Here is a 19,914-nt window from a genome sequence, read left to right as displayed (position 1 = left end):
GGAGGAAATGGAAGTTAGCCCCAAAATTTATTTGTAATTTTCCGAGGAATCGCTTAAGGAAAAAACATAGGGTCAGGCCCCTGGGTGAGGGAACCGGACCCTATGGAGTCATGCTTTTTTACTTTTATAGGCCAGATGTCAATTAAACTTCCCCGTTACAAGCCTGTTCTGTTGTTACTTCACCTACTGGTACGAAATTGGTTTCTCCACTGAATCCATTTTTCTCCAGCAATTCAGCAACTGTACCATCTTCTTTTAGTTCTGCCAGTTTTTCATTATAAGCATCAACTAAATCTTGATCATTTAAGTTAAATGCAGCTGCACCGTAGCTTGGTACACCTTCCACATCTGGTTGCTCGAATGATTCAACAAATTCCAGTTCATCTGTGCCAGCTGATTCTAACGCCATTTTAACTGTCATTTCTGTACCTGTAGTTGCATCGGCACGCCCTGCTTGAACCGCAGAGAATGTAGCCGGGATATCCGGTGCGGTTGTGATTTGATCTTCACTAACGCCTTCTTGTTTTAAGAATTCAATTTCTGTTGTTCCTTCCATGACAACAACGGTTACATCAGGGTTATTTGCAATATCTTCATAGCTGTGTAAATCCAGTGGGTTTCCAGCTGGAACAACTAGCCCTTCACCGTATTGCATTTCTGGTTCTCCAAATAGTACATTTTCACATCGGTCAGGATTGATAGCCATACCGGCAGTAATAGCATCAAATTGTCCTGCTTGAACCCCTGGTATTAACTGACTCCAGTCAGATAATTGGGATTCCACATTGTCGATCCCTAGTTCAGCAAATACTGCTATAGCAATATCAACTGCTGCCCCTTTCAATTCTCCATCTTCCTCATAAGCATATGGAGCCTCATTGGAAAAACCGATTTTCACTGTGCCTGATTCTTGTAATTCGGCTAATTTCCCGCCTTCACTGCCTTCACCGCCTTCACCAGATGTCGAATCATCTGATCCACATGCGGCCAGTACTATTAATCCAAATACTGTCACTAATGTAAGTAATAATTTCTTCAAGTCTAAATGACCTCCCTGTTTAATTTTAAAAATTATACCTATGTTTCTAATATTAAGAAAAACTTGTATCCACTTGTTCTTTCGTGAATGGGCCGTTTTCCTCATATCCAGTGCTTAGAATTTAAGCTACTATGAATCCAGTCCATACTAAAATTCCGTGCTTTTCGTACGTGAATTCCAGTACTATTGTAGATGAAAACCTTAGATGCAAAAATATAGATTAAAAGATTAGGGGGAAGATGGTTAAATATCTACTATTATAATGATAGTCGTGTTAGGAAGTTGATTCAAATCCAATATATTCTGATAATTCAGGAATAATTGCCTTCTCGGGGAATTAAATACTAATCATTTGTGATATCCAAAGATATGCTTGGAAATAGTTAAATATGCTTCCAAATACTCATGATTTGTATGAATAGTATTATTGAGGGATGGAAAAACATTAGAAAACCAGTATATTTACTGAAAGAAGATATACGGGTTTTTCGATAAAATGGCAAAGGATAGTATAATAGTATTATAATCAGAGTGTAGCTAATGGTTGTATAAAATGAAAAGGCTGCTTTCCAAAAGAGTGGGACTGCGATTACTCGTCCCACCGAAAAGAAATGTTGCTTTTGCAGGAAAGTTTTATTTTGCATTTGATGAAAATTTCGAACTTATTTTAAATGATGTTGGAGCATCAACTTACCGCTGCAGAAATACACTCCGTGCACCTAGGGCGACCCGTGAGCCTCCTCTTGCTGTCTTCTTTAGGGGGCTCACTCTGGTCACTGTTCCCGCAGGAGTCTCCGTGTATTTCCTTCGCAGTTTATATAGATTCTATAACAACAAACTTTGCGAAAAGAGCCAAAATAAAAAGTGAGGGATAATAATGAGTACTTTAGTTGGAGTCATCCTTTCTGTTATTATTGTAATATTGATTTTATTGCTTACGATGACCCAAATTAAAAAGGGGTATGAGTACAAACATACAATTGACCCATTACCAGGTGAAGACATTCAAGAAGAAAAGAGTGATATAAAGTGATAACATTTTCTACAATAGGAACAAGCTGGATTACGGAGTCCTTTATACAGGCTGCGAAGCAAACGGGCAAAGTACGCCTTTCCTCGATATATTCCAGGTCAGAAGAAACTGCAAGAGGTTTTGCATCCAATAATGGAGCAGAGCGCTGGTATACAGACCTGGATGAAATGTTAAAGGAAGATACGGATTTTGTGTATCTTGCTTCCCCGAATTCTGTGCATTTTGAGCAAATGATAAAAGTAATAAAGAGCAAAAAACATGTATTTTGTGAAAAGCCGATGGTTATTTCAGAAGAGCAGTGGAGAGCCGTTTCTGAATTAGCGAAACAAGAGGGTGTTTTTGTATTTGAGGGATATCGGCATTTGTATTCTCCAAACTATACTGTTTTCAAAGAATCCTTAGCTAATATAGGGCAAGTTCGAAGTGCAATTCTCCATTATATTCAATATTCGTCTCGGTATGATGCATTTAAAGCAGGGAAAGAACCAAATGTTTTTTCAAAGGAATTTGCCGGTGGTGCCCTTATGGATTTGGGAGTGTATCCATTAAGTATGGCAGTTGATCTTTTTGGTAAACCGAATCGTTTGGAATATTTCCCTGTTTTACTAGATAATGGGGCAGACGGTAGTGGAACACTTGTATTAACGTATAAAGATTTTGTTGTTACGATTTTATGTTCTAAAATCGCAGACGCAACAATTCCTTCAGAAATTCATGGAGAAAATGGAACGATTACCATTGATCATATTGCTCCAATCACGAAAATTACGCATTATAACCGAGAAACCAAACAACAGCACGAATTAGGAAAAGAACAATTAGAATTGGATATGGTTTATGAAGCAGATGAATTTATCCGGATCATAATGGAAAGGGATATTCACGCTTATCAATATGCAATGGAAAGAAGCAGACAGGTTGTGCAATGTTTGGAGATGGCCCAAAACAAGGGATAACTAATTCTAAAAGCAGTTTCGTTATCGTGGAAAACTGATCCAGCTGATGAAAGACCGAATAAAAAAAGCGCAAGCGCCCGTTTAGCGACGTACGGACTGCGCCTGGCCATGTCAGGTGGTTCGGTGTTGCCGCGTAAAGCGGCGGTTTTAACCGAACAGTTCCCGTAGGAGATTAGATGATCTTGATTTTTACGAATGTAAAAATCTTAGTGAATCTTATGCTTGAAGAGCGAAAAGGAAACATGCCCCTTCATAGGGGTATGCCGACGCCTGAGCGCTAGCCCGCTTTTAGTCGGCCTTCCTAAACCCGAATCGATGTTGACTTTCACCGAAAGGGTATAAGTGCGACTAAGCCTCTGGTTTCACCAATCGGCGGCAAGACTTCTTTATCGTACGGAGGTGAGGGAAGTCCGCTAGTCGCTGGGCGATGGAGCTAGACATCAAAGCGCAAATTTATACTTTCCTATCTTTCAAGGAAAAAAGTTGGAAGGGGCGTCCTTCATCAAGCGGAAACGATACAAAAATCTGTTTTTAAGGTCGATAACCTTCTTCTAACATATCGACACTTAATCCAAATGTCATCTGCAAATGCGGATAATCCTTATGATTGGCCCAATCACCACCCCAATCAAAGCCAAGCTGCTTTGCAATGTCTGCAACCTCGAACCAGTCGGCTTCACCATTGTGATTTCCATCATAATGAATATCCCAAATGATATCTCCATTTTCATTTTTTAGTGCGTAATCAAAGGCGAGTCCGTAGTTATGATAGGATTCGCCAGCTTTGGAATTTGTCACAATATTGCCCCGTTTTGTCCTCCCCTGTTCATATAGAGCATTTTGTCTCTCGAAAGAACGGATTTCTTCGGTAATAACGAGTTGAATATTTCTCGAAGATGCTAAATCGATTAATTGCCTTTTCTTTTCTTCTACAATTGGATGCAATTCTGCTGGTATCGGTGCATCATCTCCATGGTACGTATAAGATTCCTCTTTTTGGGTGTTATAAAGGTAAAAAAGAGCAACTAAGAAAATGATGACGATCAGCCAAGTAAACATGGTGTTTGTTAAGAGTTTCATTCGTATTTCCCCTGTAAGTTCTTTTTCTAATATTAGTATTTTAACAGAATACTGTTTTCTGAAAAATTAGGACTGCGATTACTCGTCCCACCTAAAAGACATGTTGTTTTGCAGAAAAGTTTCATTCCACATCTTATATAAACTTCGACTAAGTGAAAATTCTTATCGTGCTGCTCTCGCTTGTTCTAATGATGATAGCGTGCTTGCATCCGCTCCGGCAGAATACTTACGGTTCAAGGGCACGACCTCAGCCTCCTCGGAAGAAAACCACTTCCTGCTCAGGTCTGGACACGTGCTATTCCCACAGGACAAGGAACACGAACTGCAGCTCTATATCGCACGAAGAAAATCGATTTTTATTTTCGAGGAGTCTACGTATTCTGCCTACGCTAGTACTGGTTTTCTAATTAATGTATAACTATAACCTATTAAAGTGACTTATGATAAGTTTCTTTTTAAGTTGAGAGAGTACTTTAGAGAAATAAACTGTTCTCAGATTCAATCAAACACCGATTAGCAACAATCAGATAGAATGTTGAATAGTACCAACCAGCGTAGTGTATTTCCGCAGCGGTAGGTACAACACCAACTTAGCATTCTAAAGTTAGTCTGGAGTTTATATCAATTCCATAACAACAAACTTTATGGTTTTCCCGCCTAGCTTCCTTCGGAATTATGGTCTTCTATTATTGCGGTATTTACGCAGAAAACTTAAAATAGTAGAAGTACGTACAAGGAATAGAATAGAGGAGATGTACAAATGAGAAAAACAGCAATTCTATTTTTTATAATCGCAATTAGCTTGATAGCTGGTTGTACAACAAAATCTGAAAATACGAGTGATTCGTCAGGCATAAATCAAACTACAGATGAGTTAATTCTCTCTGTCGGCGGAGAACCTGAAGATGGATTTGACCCTACAACAGGCTGGGGACGCTATGGATCTCCACTTTTTCAAAGTACTCTATTAAAATATAATAAAGACTTTGATATTCAATCTGATCTCGCGGAGCATTATGAAGTAAGTGATGACGGATTAATATGGACGGTAGCGATTCGGGATGATGTACAATTTTCCGATGGAGAAGCATTAACGGCTGAGGACGTTGTATTTACCTTTGAAACGACAAAGGAAAGTGGTTCGGTAGTGGATTTAAGTAATATGGAGAATGTAGAAGCTCTGGATGAGTATACGGTTCAATTTACATTAACGAAACCGGACTCTACCTTTATCTACTTGCTTGTCACAACAGGGATTGTTCCTAAACATGTCTATGATGAAAATTATAAGGAACAGCCAATTGGCTCTGGGCCGTATCAGCTTGTTCAATGGGATAAAGGACAGCAAATTATTGTGGAGCGAAATCCTCTATATTATGGGCAAACACCTTTCTTTAATAAACTAACCTTCTTATTTTTATCAGAAGATGCAGGTTTTGCTGCTGCCAAAGCAGGAGAAGTGGATGTAGTTTCTGTACCCTCTACTTTTGCAAATCAGGAGATTCCCGGGATGGAGTTAATTCAATTAGCGTCTGTCGATAATCGGGGAGTGATGTTTCCGTATGTGCCAAGCGGTAAAGTAACGGAAGACGGATTACCGATTGGAAATGATGTAACTGCAGATGAAGCGATACGAAAAGCAATCAATGTCGGTGTTGACAGACAAGCCTTGGTAGAAGGTGTGCTTGATGGGTACGGTACACCAGCATATTCCGTTGCAGATCATTTACCATGGTGGAATCCGGATACGGTACTAGAAGACAATCAAATGGAAAAGGCAAAAGAGATATTGGATGAAGCAGGCTGGAAAGAATCTGATGAAGGTGTACGAGTGAAGGATGGAAAAGAAGCGGCATTTTCCTTACTTTACCCAGCGGATGATCAGATTCGGCAGTCTCTGTCAATGGCCTTTGCTGAAATGATGAAGCCTTTAGGAATAGCTGTGACAACTGAGGGGAAAAGCTGGAATGAGATTGAACAGCTCATGTATTCTCAGCCTATTATGATGGGGTGGGGCAGTCATGACCCACTGGAAATGTATAATTTGTACAGCAGCAGTACGAGGGGAATTGGTTATTATAATTCAAACTACTATTTCAATCCAACTGTTGATGAATATATGAATCTAGCATTACGTGCAACATCGGAAGAAGAAGCACATGATTTGTGGAAGAAAGCTCAATGGGATGGCGAAGAAGGGTTCTCTGCAAAAGGGGATGCACCATGGGCTTGGTTAGTAAATCTTGATCATTTGTACTTTGTTAATGAAAATCTGGAAATCGGTGAACAAAAGATTCAGCCACATGGTCACGGCTGGCCAATCACTGATTTCATTGAGGACTGGCATTGGAAAGAGTAGAAAAGAGGCAGGAAATTGTATGTAAAACATGTTATGAATTATTTTTTAAGTAAATTACTAAAGCTGGTAACCTTGCTTATTGCAGTTAGTATCATTTCTTTTTCATTGATGAATATTTCACCAATTGACCCAGTACAGTCTTATGTTGGTGCAGATATGACAAGGGTAAGTCCCGAACAACGCGAGGAAATTGCTGAATATTGGGGTCTGGATGAACCTAAGGCTGGCCAATTCATCAACTGGGGGAAAGCTGTTCTTCAAGGGGACTTGGGTACATCCCTGTTATACCGGGCCCCGGTGAAGGAAGTGATTGCCGAACGCTTTCTTGCTTCGCTTACATTGATGGGTCTAGCTTGGGTTTTGTCCGGATTGATTGGTTTTCTACTGGGTGTGTTGGCAGCTATGAAACAAGGGACATGGCTGGATCGATTTATTAGAGGATATTGTTATGTATTAGCTTCCACCCCAGGATTTTGGCTTGGTCTCCTGTTATTAATGATATTTTCTGTATGGCTTGGTTGGTTTCCGGTAGGGTTAGGAACGCCAGCGGGTGTATTGGCTGGAGATGTTTCTATCATGGATAAACTTAGACATTTATTCTTGCCGGTCCTTACATTAAGTGTGGTCGGTATCGCCAATATTGCACTCCATACAAGGCAAAAGCTTATAGATGTACTGGAAAGTGAATATATTCGCTATGCCAAAGCAACGGGAGAACGAGGTATTAGCCTTATTTACAGGCATGGACTGAGAAATATCTCCCTGCCTGCAATTTCCTTGCACTTTGCTTCATTTGGTGAAATTTTTGGTGGAGCGGTGTTAGCGGAACAGGTATTTTCTTATCCGGGACTGGGGCAGGCTGTCGTAGATGCAGGTCTGGGTGGGGATGTTCCATTATTATTAGGAATCGTATTAATTAGTACAATATTTGTGTTTACAGGGAACGTCATTGCCGATGTGCTATATAAAGTGGTAGACCCCCGAATCAGAAGGGGGGAAGGATAATGAATTCTATCAATCTAAGACAACGGACATTGTTCAAGATTGCGTTATCGCTTTTCTTCCTTTTAATAGTTGTAATAGGTGGCCTTTTTATTGGGGAAGAGAGTATGAGGATAAATATGGAAAATAAGAACAGTTCCCCAACATTGGACCATTTATTTGGAACGGACTGGTTAGGACGGGATATGTTATCTAGAACGTTAAAAGGGCTAACATTAAGTATTGGAGTAGGAATACTGGCTGCCTTATCAAGTACAGTGATTGCCCTATGCCTTAGTCTACTTGCTTCTTTTAATAAAACATGGGACCGAATAGTGACATGGCTCATCGATTTATTTCTTAGCGTACCACACATCGTGCTTTTAATTTTGATTTCTTTTGCCTTAGGTGGAGGCTTCCAAGGGATTGTGATTGGCCTAGCCCTCACACATTGGCCCTCCTTAACTAGGGTGCTTCGCGCTGAAATACTGCAAATGAAATCTATGGATTATGTAGGTATTTCATTAAGGCTAGGGAAAACAAGGCTATGGATAGCGAGACATCATTTCCTTCCACATGTTCTACCACAGTTATTTATTGGATTTCTGTTATTATTTCCCCATGCTATTTTACATGAGGCTGCCATTACATTTTTAGGCTTTGGACTTCCGGCAGAACAGCCAGCCATTGGGATAATATTATCAGAATCCATGCGCTACCTTTCAGCTGGAATGTGGTGGCTTGCCTTTTTCCCAGGCCTTGCCTTACTCATTATCGTTGGGCTATTTGATGTATTGGGAAAAAATATAAAGCTATTCATCGATCCGTTTCACGCACAAAAGCCATAGAAGGAGGAAATTATCGTGGAAACCAACGGGCATTATCAACTTCCTCCATTACTTGAAGTGAAAGACTTTTCACTTGCTTTTCCATCCTTTAAAAAAGGATTAAGAGAAACGAAGATGGAAGTAATAAAGAAACTGAATATCACCATTCATGAAGGGGAAATTGTCGCGGTAGTTGGTGCAAGTGGTTCAGGGAAAAGCTTGCTCGCCAATGCTATTCTTGGTATTCTTCCGGATCATGCAATAACTCATGGGACATTGCTTTATAAAGGGGAGAATATAAAAGAGGTATTACGGGGGAAGGAAATTTCAATCATTCCCCAGTCTATCCATTCACTGAATCCTTTAATGAAAACCGGGAAACAGGTGCAGGGAGTCATTCACCAATCAGATAGAAAAGTAGTGCAGCAGGATATCTTTGAGCGGGTAGGTTTGCCGGAAGATGCCGAAAATAAGTATCCGTTTGAATTATCGGGTGGAATGGCTAGGAGAGTGCTGGCGGCGGCTGCAATGGTTAGCCCGGCAGAATTAATTATTGCCGATGAACCAACTCCAGGGCTAGATCCAAAAGTACTGAAAGAAACCATTTCACTGCTGAAACAATTAGCCCGAGAGGGAAAAGGAATCATGTTCATTAGTCATGATATCGACACCGCATTGACTATTGCGGATAAAGTCGTTGTGTTTTATAAGGGAGAAACCATTGAGTCGGCAGACGCGGCAGCTTTTTCGGGAAAAGGGGAAAGGTTAAGGCATCCTTATTCAAAAGCTTTATGGAATAGACTGCCGAGAAATGAGTTTTTTCAAAGAGAGAAAGAAATGGAACAAAAGCAACAAAGTGGAGAAATGCTGGAGATAAGAGGAATTAGTTATAAATATGGGAATGGACCATATGTATTTAAAGATCTAGATTTAAGCCTTCAACCTGGAGAAATAGTTGGGTTGCATGGGTATAGCGGTTCTGGTAAAACAACGATGGCAAAAGTGATGGCAGGGTACTTCCAGCCAGAAGCAGGAACCATTCGACTTGGCGGAAAAAAGATAAAGAAAAAAGGAATGCATCCTGTTCAATTAATTTGGCAGCATCCGGAAAAGGCGATTAACCCACGCTGGCAGATGCATAAGGTCCTTGCGGAGACCAATATGGAGAATAGCCCTCTATTAAATGAACTTGGTATTCAGGAAGAATGGTTATCCCGCTGGCCGAGCGAGCTGTCGGGTGGTGAACTGCAACGGTTCTGTATTGCACGGGCGCTACATGATGGAACGAAATATTTAATTGCAGATGAAATGACAACCATGCTGGATGCAGTTACCCAGGCTAAATTGTGGGAAATGGTTCTCCGAATTGCAAAAGCACGAAGTATTGGTGTGCTTGCCATTAGTCACGATCATCAGCTACTGCAGCGCATAAGTGATCGGATGATTAATTTTAATGAGATTAATCATGTCCATGAAAGTTAAACTCGTAGGATTTTTCTAATTTAAGATATACGCTTTTTCTAAAAGATTCGGACGGTGCCTGTTCCTACTAAGGATTGTCATAGTGATCTCCCTGTTAAATATAATGAAACATAGGGTAAGCTATAAACGTATCCTAAATAAGGTAGCAATTAAATTTTTCGTATGGACCATAAAAAGTCCTGATCCATGTTAGGAGGATGTTATGTTAGATTTTATCATCTGGATTGTCATTATTGCTTTATTTGTTTTAAGCTTTGTTGGAATCCTATATCCGATTATTCCATCTGTATTGGTTATTTGGGTAGGCTTCTTCCTTTATCAGTTCATCATCAATGCAAATGAACTGACTGCTTCGTTTTGGATTGTGATGGTCATTTTCACTGCTTTTCTGTTCCTGGCAGATATTCTAGCCAATAGTTATTTTGTGAAAAAGTATGGAGGCAGCAAATGGGGAGAAAGAGGAGCAGCGATTGCCGTAATTATTGGTTCCTTCATCATCCCGCCATTCGGTATCATCCTTGTTCCGTTTATTACCGTATTTGTTATTGAATTGCTTCAGCACCGGCCACCAAATGAAGCAGCTAGAGCATCGATTGGTTCATTATTGGGATTCCTTGGAGGATCAGTAGCTAAAGTTGTCATTCAATTAATAATGATTATTTGGTTCTTTATTGTTATCATATTCTAAAAGAAGGTGAAACAAATACGAAAAGAGAGGTTTTTCATATGAACGTTCCATCAAGAGTAATGACTATTGCCGGTTCTGCAGCGGGAGGTAGTGCCGGCATACAGGCTGATTTAAAAACATTTCAGGAATTGGATGTATATGGAATGAGCATCATCACCGCTATTGTCGGCAGGCATCCGGAAACGAAGAAAAATGTGCATGCGGTGGATATAGAGGCTATCGAGGCCCAATTTGCTACGGCCATGGAGCAAGTCGGTACGGATGGTATAAAAACAGGAATGTTATTTTCAGAGGAAGTAATCAAAACCGTTACGCGATTAATTAAAGGTGCTGATGTTAAGACAGTGGTTGTCGATCCAGTTATGATTGGGAAAATGAACTCCAAGTTATTGGAGGACAATGCAATCGAAGTGTTGAAAACAAATCTCATTCCACTAGCAACGATCATGACACCAAATGTTCCGGAAGCTTCTGTCCTGCTAGATGATCGGCCACTAAACAGCCTTCAGGAGTTGAAGCAAGCGGCAGTCGATTTACATCAGCTTGGTGCTAAAAATGTTCTGGTAAAAGGCGGAAGACTAGAAGGCCCTGCAGTAGATGTCTTATATGATGGGGATACAATTACAACATATGAAGCACCGCGGATTCATACACCAAATACAAGTGGTGCGGGATGCTCCTATTCTGCCGCCATTGCTGCCAATCTTACAAAAGGGTTACCTGTAAAAGATGCGGTAAGACAAGCTAAAAGTTACATAACAACGGCAATTGAACACGGATTCTCGTATACGGAAATTGTCGGGCCAACCTACCATGCTGCAGAACGCAAGTATGGAGAAGCTTATAAAATTAAAATCGAGACAATCGATCAAATGGGGGAATAAAAAAATGACAAAGCGTGCCTTAATCAATGTGGATTATACGTATGATTTTGTTGCGATAGATGGTGCCTTAACTTGCGGAGAACCTGGACAAGCGATTGAAGAAAAGATAGTTAGTCTGACAAAGGAATTTATGGATGCCGGTGATTATGTCGTATTTGCTATTGATGCCCATAAAGAAGGTGATGACTTCCACCCGGAAAACAAATTATTTCCACCCCACAACATTATAGGAACACCAGGGCGTCATTTATATGGAGAACTGGCTCGAGTCTATGATGCGAATAAAGACAGAGAGAATGTCTACTATTTTGATAAGACAAGATATAGTGCATTTGCGGGAACCGATTTGGAAATCAAACTGCGTGAACGTGGGATTGAGGAAGTACACATTATCGGGGTATGTACCGATATTTGTGTGCTCCATACTGCCGTGGACGCCTATAATAAAGGTTTTCAGATTATTATCCATAAAGATGCGGTTGCAAGCTTTAATCAGGCCGGGCATGAATGGGCATTAGGACATTTCAAAGATTCACTGGGAGCGGAAGTGCGGTAATGTAGTAAAGTTCGTCATGTCGGGAAATGCTCTATCTATGAGAAGAAATATTATTTCCATCCATTATTATAGTGTATACCTTGACTTTCTAAAATCATCCATATATATTAAATTATATTAAGCATATACGAAACGTTAAAAGAGGATTAGTATAATTTGTTGTCTTTTACAGAGAGGAAATGGCTGGTGGGAATTTTCCATTGACGCAAGTTAGAACCTGCCTCTTCAGTTCGCCATCAGAAGGGCATATTTGCTGTAAGATGTGCGCGGTTCATCACCGTTACCAAGGAAGAGAGTGCAAGAAATAAGGAGATGTTCTGTTTTTTGCAAACAAGGGTGGTAACGCCAAACCTCGGTCCCTTTTCGGATGGAGGATTTTTTTGTGCAGAAAAGCGGAACTTTTGCTGGTTTTTAGACTCGCAGTTAATATAGAATACGACACAACCTGAGATGATAGTCTCGTGCGTTAATAGCTGCGGAAATCAACGCTGCACTATACTATTCGGACATTATGGATTATAGAAAACAGCCAAAATGAAAATAAATTGGATAAAGAGGTGTTTAGATTGGGAAAGAAAAATAAGCAGTTTGTAGAAAAAATCACAGCAATGGAAGATGACTTCGCACAGTGGTATACCGATGTGGTTAAACAGGCGGATTTAGTCGATTATGGTCTAGTGCGCGGAACGATGATTATTAAACCATATGGCTATGCAATCTGGGAAAATATTAAAGATGAGTTAGACCGCCAAATAAAAGAAACTGGCCATTCGAATGTTGCTTTTCCTCTATTTATTCCAGAAGGTCTCCTGCAAAAGGAAAAAGACCATGTGGAAGGATTTGCCCCGGAAGTTGCATGGGTAACTCATGGTGGGGATGAGGAATTACTGGAACGTTTGGCGATTCGTCCAACATCTGAAGTTCTTTTCTGTGATTACTATTCTAAAAATATCCATTCCTATCGTGACTTGCCTATGCTTTATAACCAATGGGCAAATGTTGTACGCTGGGAAAAAACAACTCGTCCATTCCTTCGTTCGTCTGAATTCCATTGGCAAGAGGGTCATACTGCACATGCGACAGAAGAGGATGCATCAAAGGAAACGGACCAAATGCTAAATGTGTATGCGGAGGTCGTTGAAAATTATTTAGCAGTTCCAGTACTCAAAGGAAGAAAAACGGACAAAGAGAAGTTTGCTGGTGCAGAATATACATTAACAATTGAAGCCCTAATGCATGATGGAAAAGCATTACAGTCTGGAACTTCCCATTATTTGGGTACTGATTTTGCAGAAGGTTTTGACATTACGTATTTAGATGAAAACGGAGAAAGTCAATATGTTCACCAAACATCGTGGGGACTTTCCACACGGATTATGGGTGCACTCATCATGGTACACGGAGACAATCGTGGTCTAGTTGTTCCACCACGCATCGCACCTACACAAGCAATGATTGTTCCCATCGCACAGCATAAAGAAGGTGTACTGGATAAAGCCTATGCGTTACGTGATCAATTGAAAGACTTAGTGCGAGTGGATATTGACGCAAGTGACAAAATGCCAGGCTGGAAATTCAATGAATATGAAATGAAAGGTATCCCAGTTCGTATCGAGATGGGACCAAAAGACATTGAAAAAGAACAAGTGGTTCTTGTTCGTCGTGACACGGGAGAAAAAGAATTTGTTGCACTCCATGAATTAGAGGGGCGCCTGCCTAAATTATTAGAAGAAATTCAGCAAAACTTATACAACAAAGCATTAGAACATCGTAATGAAATGACGACAGTTGCTACAAACATGGAAGAATTCAAACAAACGATTGATGAAAAAGGCGGATTCATCAAAGCAATGTGGTGTGGTGATCTTGCATGTGAAGAGAAAATAAAAGAAGACACGACTGCAACTTCCCGCTGTATTCCGTTTGAACAGGAAAAAGTGGCAGATACTTGTGTATGCTGCAAAAAAGAAGCAAAAGAAATGGTGTATTGGGCAAAAGCATATTAAGAAAAAATAGGTGCCGTCGGAAAACGGCACCTATTTTTTTATTTTTGGTTGCTATCCTGAGTAGCGGTCGATATCTGCATCTTTATGGTTGATAAATGTCCTTAACGGTTGATATGATCAAGCGTTGTGTTGATATTTTGCGCAACGGTTGATATTTCCTCCTTTATGGTTGATATATGCCCTCCAACGGTCGATATCTGCACCTTTATGGTTGATATCTGCCCTCCAACAGTCGATATCGAGCATGCACAGGTTGATATGAGCGGACTTTGTGTTGATAAAAAAGGCAGGAAATAGTGTCACATCATATTCCAAACTATTAACTATTTAACTTGTTGCAAGGAGATATATTAAGAAGGGTTAAAAATTTAAATATTACACCTAATCTGTATTAAATTATATGTAAAAAAACTATTGCATACTTCCCCGACTCATGGTATAAATATAAATAGCTATTTAATAAATATACAAAAAAACTTATAAATATACACGACTATACAAAGACATCAAGTGGGGAGGACAACATGAAGGAACAGTTAAAAGAGCAAATTGGAAATATTCAGGATAATCTTTGGGGAATGAATAAACAATTGTATGAAAATCCTGAATTGGGTGATCAGGAATATGAGTCAATGAAACTACTAACGGCCTTCCTTAAAGAGCATGACTTTACTGTAGAAACAGGAACGGTTCATCGCCAAACCGCATTTAAAGCGGTGTGTAAAAGTGGGAAGCCAGGCCCGACAATAGCATATTTAGCTGAATACGATGCACTTCCAGGAGTAGGTCATGGATGTGGTCATAATTTAATAGGAACGATGAGTGTCGGTGCAGGTGTCGCGCTAAGCAAAATTATCGGTGAGATTGGCGGAAATGTTGTAGTATTAGGCACACCAGCTGAGGAAACAAACGGGGCTAAGGTACCGATGAGTGCAGAAGGAATTTTTGATGATATCGATGTTGCTATGATTCTGCATCCTAGTGATCAGTCTTATGAAAGTGGGGAGTCGCTTGCAATGGATGCCATCCAATATGCATACACAGGTAAATCAGCCCATGCAGCAGCATCTCCTGAAGAAGGAATTAATGCATTAGACAGTGTGATTCAATTATTTAATGGAATCAATGCACTAAGGCAGCATGTGACTTCAGATGTTCGGATTCACGGAATCATCGCAGAAGGCGGACATGCGGCAAACGTTGTTCCTAATAAGGCAGTCGCTCAATTTTATATCCGGGCAAACGATAGAAACTATTTAAATGAAGTAGTAGCGAAAGTGAAGAACATTGCTGAGGGTGCAGCATTAATGACCGGTGCCAATTTGGAAATCTCCAACTATGAATTGAGCTACGATAATATGGTAACCAACCATACATTATCTGACGTTTTTACCAACAACTTGAAACAGACAAGTAAACATCCAATCCATTCGGAAAAAAAGGGGTCAGGATCCATTGATATGGGGAATGTCAGTCAAGTAGTGCCAGCCATTCATCCTTATATTGGTATGAATAAAGCTGGATTAGTGCATCATACAAAAGAGTTTGCTGACCAAACCGTTAGTAAAGACGGATATGAAACGTTGGTAAGTGGTGCATTAGCATTGGCACAAACAGGGTTTGATGTCATCTCAGACGAAAGTTTATTAACAGCAATAAAAGAAGAATTTAAATACAAAAATAAATAAAAAGGGGAAAGAAAAATGAAATCAATCTTAATTAAATTATTATTTATGACATTATTCATTGGGTTTTTAGCAGCTTGTGGATCAGGTGCAGCAGATACAGAAAATGAAGAAACGAAAGTATTAAAAATGGCAACTTCAGCGGACTTCCCTCCTTTCGAGTCTTTTGATACAGCAGGGAATTTTGAAGGATTTGATATTGATTTAGCACATGCCATTGCAGATGAATTAGGTTATGAATTGAAAATTGAAGATATGAATTTTGATGGATTAATAGGTGCGTTGCAAGCTGGCCGTGTCGATATGGTAATGGCTGGTATGAGTGCAACAGAAGATCGTAAGGAAAATGTTGACTTCTCCGTGGAATATCATCGTTCTGGAGAAATGTTTTTGACGAAGAAAGATTCTGAAATCAAGAGTTTAGAAGATCTAAAAGGAAAAGTTGTCGGTGTTCAATTAGGTACGATTCAGGAGGAAGGTGCAGATGAATTAAGTGAAGAATATGATTTTGAAGTGAAAAAAGTGGATAAATCATCCTTATTAATTCAAGAACTTAATTCTAACCGTGTTGATGTAGGTTATATGGATAAAGCTGTAGCAGAAGGATTTATGGAAGAACAGGATTTAGCAGGTTTTGATGATCCAACAACAAGCTCTCCGGGTATGGCGATTGCTTTTCCTAAGGGAAGTGAACTTGCAGAAGAAGTTAATGCGGTATTACAAGAGCTGATTGATAATGGTACGGTAGCACAATTAGAAGAAGAATGGGAACTAACGGAAGAATAAACAGCATAAGAAGAAATGAGGTGTTAGGGCATGAATTTGGATTTCAGCCAAATCGTGCCTTATATTCCTTTTATGTTAGAAGGAATATGGGCTACATTAGAATTTGTTATTATATCGATTATATTAGGATTAGTATTAGGTACATTACTTGCACTTTGTAAGATTACGAAGGTTCCATTTTTAAAAGGTTTAGCAGATGCATATACATCCATCTTCCGCGGAACTCCTCTTATTCTGCAATTGATGATCATTTATTTTGCAGTACCACAATTAACAGGATATGATATTCCAGCATTTCTGTCAGCGATACTAGCTTTCGGTTTAAACTCTGCAGCATATGTTTCAGAAATTATACGTGCAGGGATTATGGCTGTTGATAAAGGACAGACGGAAGCTGCTGAAGCGTTGGGTGTACCATATCGTCCGATGATGCTGAATATCATCCTACCACAGGCGATTAAAAATATTTTGCCTGCATTAATGAATGAGTTCATCACATTAACAAAGGAATCGGCCATTGTATCCACCATTGGTTATCTGGACCTCATGCGTCGGGCGCAAATAGTAGGGGCAGATATCTATCGTAACTTTGAACCATTATTATTGGCAGGAGCAATATATTGGGTTATGGTATTTATATTGACGAGAATTGGTCAAGTTGTGGAACGGAGGATGAGGCAAAGTGATTAAGGCTATAGAGATTACAAAAAACTTTGGAAAAAATACCGTTTTAAAAAATATATCAACGACAATTAACAAAGGGGAAGTAGTGACTGTCATTGGTCCATCGGGTTCTGGTAAATCCACTTTTTTAAGATGCTTGAATTTACTGGAGGAACCTACATCAGGGGAAATATATATAGAGGATAGGAAAATTACTGATAAAAAAGTAGATAAACTGGAGATTCGGAAAAATATTGGTATGGTGTTTCAGCACTTTCACCTGTTTCCGCATATGACAGTATTGGATAATGTCGCATATGCACCGCAAAAGGTAAAAAATAAAACAAAAGCAGAAGCGGAAAAAATCGCTAAAGATCTACTTGCGAAAGTAGGGTTAACGGATAAAGAAGATGCTTATCCAAACCGCCTATCTGGTGGACAAAAGCAGCGTGTTGCCATTGCCCGAGCGCTTGCAATGGAACCGGAAATTATGCTGTTTGATGAACCAACCTCAGCTCTTGACCCTGAGATGGTTAAGGAAGTATTAGATGTTATGAAAGATTTGGCGAATACAGGAATGACCATGGTTATCGTGACCCATGAAATGAACTTTGCCAAAGAAGTGGCAGACAGAGTATTGTTTTTAGATGATGGGGTGCTCTTGGAAGAGGGAGACCCGAAAGAATTTTTCGAACAGCCAAAAACCGACCGGGCACGGGACTTTTTGGATAAAGTATTATAAGTGCGTGTTCAAAAAGGAGGATGAAAAGGACCGAGAAGTTCGAGGCGGCGAAGCTTTGAGTAGCGGAACGTATGCAGTTAATACGTGAGCAACGGAAAAGCGAGCCAACGAAGAAATTCGATGTGTCCTTTTCACCGGACTTTTTGAACATCCTCTATAATTCGTATGGTAAAAGCTACTCCATAAGGGGTGGCTTTTTCTAATGTTGTTATGTTACCTGTAGAAAGTTTATGAAACCACATAAAAGCCATTTCCTTTTATGTGGTTGACTGTAGATGAGGGCAGCCCGACTGCGGGAAAGCAACAGCTTTAGCCCTGTAAAGCCAACTGCCCTAAACAGTTGATAAAATACCAACCATTTTCTCGAATTATGTTAGACTTTATCTGTATTAGTGGTAACTATCAATGAATTCAAGCGCCTAGAAGTCTTTCAATGTCACTTTGTATATTCTTCGGCTTTGTTTGCGGTGCATACCGATTTACAACATTGCCGTTTTGATCGACAAGAAATTTCGTGAAGTTCCATTTGATTTTTTCTGATAACAGTCCTTTTGCCTCATGTGTCAGATATTTAAATAACGGATGGGCATTATCTCCATTCACATCAACTTTACTAAACATTTGGAACGTAACGCCATAGTTCTTTTGACAGAAAGAAGATATTTCTTCATCTAAACCTGGGTCCTGACTTCCGAATTGATTGCATGGAAAACCCAGAACCTCTAAACCTTGCTCTTTGTATTGGTTGTATAATTTTTGTAACCCATCAAATTGCGGGGTAAACCCACATTCACTAGCCGTATTGACTACAAGCAGCACTTTACCTTTATATTCTTTTAAAGATTTTTCTTCTCCATCGATTGTCTTTGCGGAAAATTCATATACGCTCATTCCAATCTCCTCCCTTACCATCGAGAATAGCAATGAAGAAATTAAATGTCAAAATATTGAAATAGACTTAACTATAGAAACAAAAAAGACGACCAATAGGCCGCCTTGTATTATGCTTCTTGTTTTTCCAAACTTTCACCAATCGTTTCAAGTCTAGCTTGAACTTCTTCATTCGTTAAGTTGTGTTCTTTTACATACATGTTGCGAGGGTGAACACGGCATTCATGTGTACATCCGCGCATATATTTATGCTCATTTTCTTCGGAGCAGAGAATTTGTTTATTACATTCAGGGTTTGCACAATTGACATAACGTTCACACGGTTGTCCGTCAAAATAGTCCACGCCGACTACAACATGTTCTTTTTGATTGATATCAACAGCAATACGTTCGTCAAATACATAGCATTTACCGTCCCATAATTCACCTTGTACTTCTGGATCTTTGCCATAAGTGACAATTCCACCATGTAATTGGGCAACATCCTCAAAGCCTTCCTTAATCATCCAACCGGTGAATTTTTCACAGCGAATTCCACCAGTACAATACATGAGGACTTTTTTGCCTTCAATTAAATGTTTATTTTCACGAACCCATTCCGGTAATTCACGGAAGTTTTCGATATCCGGACGAATGGCTCCGCGGAAATGCCCTAAATCATATTCATAATCATTACGCGCATCCACAACAACTGTATCTTCACGCTGCATGGCTTCATACCATTCTTTAGGTGTTAAATACTCACCAGTTATTTCTTTTGGATCGACATCTTCTTCTTCATCTAGGCGAAGTGTAACTAGTTCTTTACGTGGGCGTACATGCATTTTCTTGAATGCATGACCTTCATGCTCATCCACTTTGAATACTAAGTCAGCAAAACGTGGGTCATTGTGCATGGCTTCCATATACTTATTGGTTGCTTCCACAGTACCAGATACTGTACCGTTAATTCCTTCTTGTGCTACAAGGATTCTTCCTTTTAATCCGATGTCTTTGCAGAACTTTAAATGTTCGGCAGCAAAATCTTCAGGATCATCAATATCTACATAATGATAGTACAGTAATACACGATAATCTTTCTTTTCCATTTTTATTACCACCTATTCCATTTATATTTGCAAGATACAAATGTTATTGGTAGTCGATTCAATTATTATCTTGCAAAACAATATTCTATCATGTTTTCACGTTAATTACTACCTTCCAATAAAAAATCCGATATAACGAGAAAAATCTATAGTTTGTCCTTTTATTAT

18 protein-coding genes and 1 other annotated feature are annotated in these 19,914 nt (G+C 39.6%); of the genes, 14 read left to right on the top strand and 4 right to left on the bottom strand.

The window, feature by feature from the left end; all coding sequences use genetic code 11:
* Window positions 1-142: 142 nt before the first annotated feature.
* The gene (gene ehuB / locus GMJ66_RS10480; protein ID WP_156290270.1) at window positions 143-1,039 is read right to left on the bottom strand and encodes an ectoine/hydroxyectoine ABC transporter substrate-binding protein EhuB; all 897 of its coding nucleotides are present in this window, start codon (window positions 1,037-1,039) and stop codon (window positions 143-145) included.
* 877 nt (window positions 1,040-1,916) lie between these two features.
* Between ehuB and ytzI the strand changes: the two genes are divergently transcribed.
* On the top strand, window positions 1,917-2,072 hold the full coding sequence (gene ytzI, locus GMJ66_RS10475; RefSeq protein ID WP_156290269.1) for a YtzI protein: 156 nt from the start codon (window positions 1,917-1,919) through the stop codon (window positions 2,070-2,072).
* Complete coding sequence (locus GMJ66_RS10470) at window positions 2,069-3,028, top strand: Gfo/Idh/MocA family protein (protein ID WP_156290268.1); 960 nt, start codon at window positions 2,069-2,071, stop codon at window positions 3,026-3,028. The genes ytzI and GMJ66_RS10470 overlap by 4 nt, the downstream gene beginning before the upstream one ends.
* Before the next feature lie 531 nt (window positions 3,029-3,559).
* Here the strand turns inward: GMJ66_RS10470 and GMJ66_RS10465 are convergent.
* Window positions 3,560-4,108, bottom strand: a complete 549-nt coding sequence (locus tag GMJ66_RS10465; protein ID WP_156290267.1) for a M15 family metallopeptidase — start codon at window positions 4,106-4,108, stop codon at window positions 3,560-3,562.
* A 760-nt stretch (window positions 4,109-4,868) separates the two neighbouring features.
* On the opposite strand from GMJ66_RS10465, the gene GMJ66_RS10460 reads away from it, so the two are divergent.
* From GMJ66_RS10460 to GMJ66_RS10405, 12 genes are all read left to right on the top strand, one after another.
* Window positions 4,869-6,467, top strand: a complete 1,599-nt coding sequence (locus tag GMJ66_RS10460; protein WP_156290266.1) for an ABC transporter substrate-binding protein — start codon at window positions 4,869-4,871, stop codon at window positions 6,465-6,467.
* A gap of 33 nt (window positions 6,468-6,500) precedes the next feature.
* On the top strand, window positions 6,501-7,472 hold the full coding sequence (locus tag GMJ66_RS10455) for an ABC transporter permease (RefSeq protein ID WP_197046669.1): 972 nt from the start codon (window positions 6,501-6,503) through the stop codon (window positions 7,470-7,472).
* The gene (locus GMJ66_RS10450; RefSeq protein WP_156290264.1) at window positions 7,472-8,296 is read left to right on the top strand and encodes an ABC transporter permease; all 825 of its coding nucleotides are present in this window, start codon (window positions 7,472-7,474) and stop codon (window positions 8,294-8,296) included. Before GMJ66_RS10455 ends, GMJ66_RS10450 begins: the two co-directional genes overlap by 1 nt.
* A gap of 15 nt (window positions 8,297-8,311) precedes the next feature.
* Complete coding sequence (locus GMJ66_RS21055; protein ID WP_331279678.1) at window positions 8,312-9,757, top strand: ABC transporter ATP-binding protein; 1,446 nt, start codon at window positions 8,312-8,314, stop codon at window positions 9,755-9,757.
* Window positions 9,758-9,959: 202 nt separating this feature from the next.
* Window positions 9,960-10,445 carry a DUF456 domain-containing protein gene (locus GMJ66_RS10440; protein ID WP_156290263.1) on the top strand — a complete coding sequence of 162 codons (486 nt, stop codon included), beginning with the start codon at window positions 9,960-9,962 and terminating at the stop codon, window positions 10,443-10,445.
* A 38-nt stretch (window positions 10,446-10,483) separates the two neighbouring features.
* Window positions 10,484-11,329 carry a bifunctional hydroxymethylpyrimidine kinase/phosphomethylpyrimidine kinase gene (gene thiD / locus GMJ66_RS10435; protein WP_156290262.1) on the top strand — a complete coding sequence of 282 codons (846 nt, stop codon included), beginning with the start codon at window positions 10,484-10,486 and terminating at the stop codon, window positions 11,327-11,329.
* Between the two features lie 4 nt (window positions 11,330-11,333).
* Entirely contained in the window at window positions 11,334-11,885 is a 552-nt protein-coding gene (locus GMJ66_RS10430) for a cysteine hydrolase family protein (RefSeq protein WP_156290261.1), read from the top strand.
* Between the two features lie 126 nt (window positions 11,886-12,011).
* Window positions 12,012-12,249: a binding site (T-box leader), on the top strand.
* A gap of 202 nt (window positions 12,250-12,451) precedes the next feature.
* Complete coding sequence (gene proS, locus GMJ66_RS10425; RefSeq protein WP_156290260.1) at window positions 12,452-13,891, top strand: proline--tRNA ligase; 1,440 nt, start codon at window positions 12,452-12,454, stop codon at window positions 13,889-13,891.
* A gap of 524 nt (window positions 13,892-14,415) precedes the next feature.
* On the top strand, window positions 14,416-15,579 hold the full coding sequence (locus GMJ66_RS10420) for a M20 family metallopeptidase (RefSeq protein ID WP_156290259.1): 1,164 nt from the start codon (window positions 14,416-14,418) through the stop codon (window positions 15,577-15,579).
* A gap of 15 nt (window positions 15,580-15,594) precedes the next feature.
* Window positions 15,595-16,362, top strand: a complete 768-nt coding sequence (locus GMJ66_RS10415) for a transporter substrate-binding domain-containing protein (protein WP_156290258.1) — start codon at window positions 15,595-15,597, stop codon at window positions 16,360-16,362.
* Between the two features lie 30 nt (window positions 16,363-16,392).
* On the top strand, window positions 16,393-17,052 hold the full coding sequence (locus tag GMJ66_RS10410; protein ID WP_156290257.1) for an amino acid ABC transporter permease: 660 nt from the start codon (window positions 16,393-16,395) through the stop codon (window positions 17,050-17,052).
* Window positions 17,045-17,767 carry an amino acid ABC transporter ATP-binding protein gene (locus GMJ66_RS10405; protein ID WP_156290256.1) on the top strand — a complete coding sequence of 241 codons (723 nt, stop codon included), beginning with the start codon at window positions 17,045-17,047 and terminating at the stop codon, window positions 17,765-17,767. The genes GMJ66_RS10410 and GMJ66_RS10405 overlap by 8 nt, the downstream gene beginning before the upstream one ends.
* A gap of 411 nt (window positions 17,768-18,178) precedes the next feature.
* Here GMJ66_RS10405 and GMJ66_RS10400 read toward each other — a convergent pair whose 3' ends face one another.
* Entirely contained in the window at window positions 18,179-18,658 is a 480-nt protein-coding gene (locus GMJ66_RS10400) for a glutathione peroxidase (protein WP_156290255.1), read from the bottom strand.
* Window positions 18,659-18,768: 110 nt separating this feature from the next.
* The gene (gene trhO / locus GMJ66_RS10395; RefSeq protein WP_156290254.1) at window positions 18,769-19,746 is read right to left on the bottom strand and encodes an oxygen-dependent tRNA uridine(34) hydroxylase TrhO; all 978 of its coding nucleotides are present in this window, start codon (window positions 19,744-19,746) and stop codon (window positions 18,769-18,771) included.
* Window positions 19,747-19,914: the final 168 nt, after the last annotated feature.

It is taken from the genome of Oceanobacillus salinisoli (genome assembly GCF_009733865.1).
GTDB lineage: Bacteria > Bacillota > Bacilli > Bacillales > Amphibacillaceae > Oceanobacillus > Oceanobacillus salinisoli.
This window is presented reverse-complemented; position numbering and strand designations above follow the sequence as displayed.

Coding starts and splice junctions, on each gene's coding strand:
- GMJ66_RS10400 (WP_156290255.1), bottom strand. CDS start 18,658: ATGAGCGTATATGAATTTTCCGCAAAGACAATCGATGGAGAAGAAAAA.
- thiD (WP_156290262.1), top strand. CDS start 10,484: ATGAACGTTCCATCAAGAGTAATGACTATTGCCGGTTCTGCAGCGGGA.
- GMJ66_RS10420 (WP_156290259.1), top strand. CDS start 14,416: ATGAAGGAACAGTTAAAAGAGCAAATTGGAAATATTCAGGATAATCTT.
- GMJ66_RS10460 (WP_156290266.1), top strand. CDS start 4,869: ATGAGAAAAACAGCAATTCTATTTTTTATAATCGCAATTAGCTTGATA.
- GMJ66_RS10455 (WP_197046669.1), top strand. CDS start 6,501: ATGAATTATTTTTTAAGTAAATTACTAAAGCTGGTAACCTTGCTTATT.
- GMJ66_RS10465 (WP_156290267.1), bottom strand. CDS start 4,108: ATGAAACTCTTAACAAACACCATGTTTACTTGGCTGATCGTCATCATT.
- GMJ66_RS10440 (WP_156290263.1), top strand. CDS start 9,960: ATGTTAGATTTTATCATCTGGATTGTCATTATTGCTTTATTTGTTTTA.
- ytzI (WP_156290269.1), top strand. CDS start 1,917: ATGAGTACTTTAGTTGGAGTCATCCTTTCTGTTATTATTGTAATATTG.
- GMJ66_RS10410 (WP_156290257.1), top strand. CDS start 16,393: ATGAATTTGGATTTCAGCCAAATCGTGCCTTATATTCCTTTTATGTTA.
- GMJ66_RS10430 (WP_156290261.1), top strand. CDS start 11,334: ATGACAAAGCGTGCCTTAATCAATGTGGATTATACGTATGATTTTGTT.
- GMJ66_RS10450 (WP_156290264.1), top strand. CDS start 7,472: ATGAATTCTATCAATCTAAGACAACGGACATTGTTCAAGATTGCGTTA.
- GMJ66_RS10415 (WP_156290258.1), top strand. CDS start 15,595: ATGAAATCAATCTTAATTAAATTATTATTTATGACATTATTCATTGGG.
- trhO (WP_156290254.1), bottom strand. CDS start 19,746: ATGGAAAAGAAAGATTATCGTGTATTACTGTACTATCATTATGTAGAT.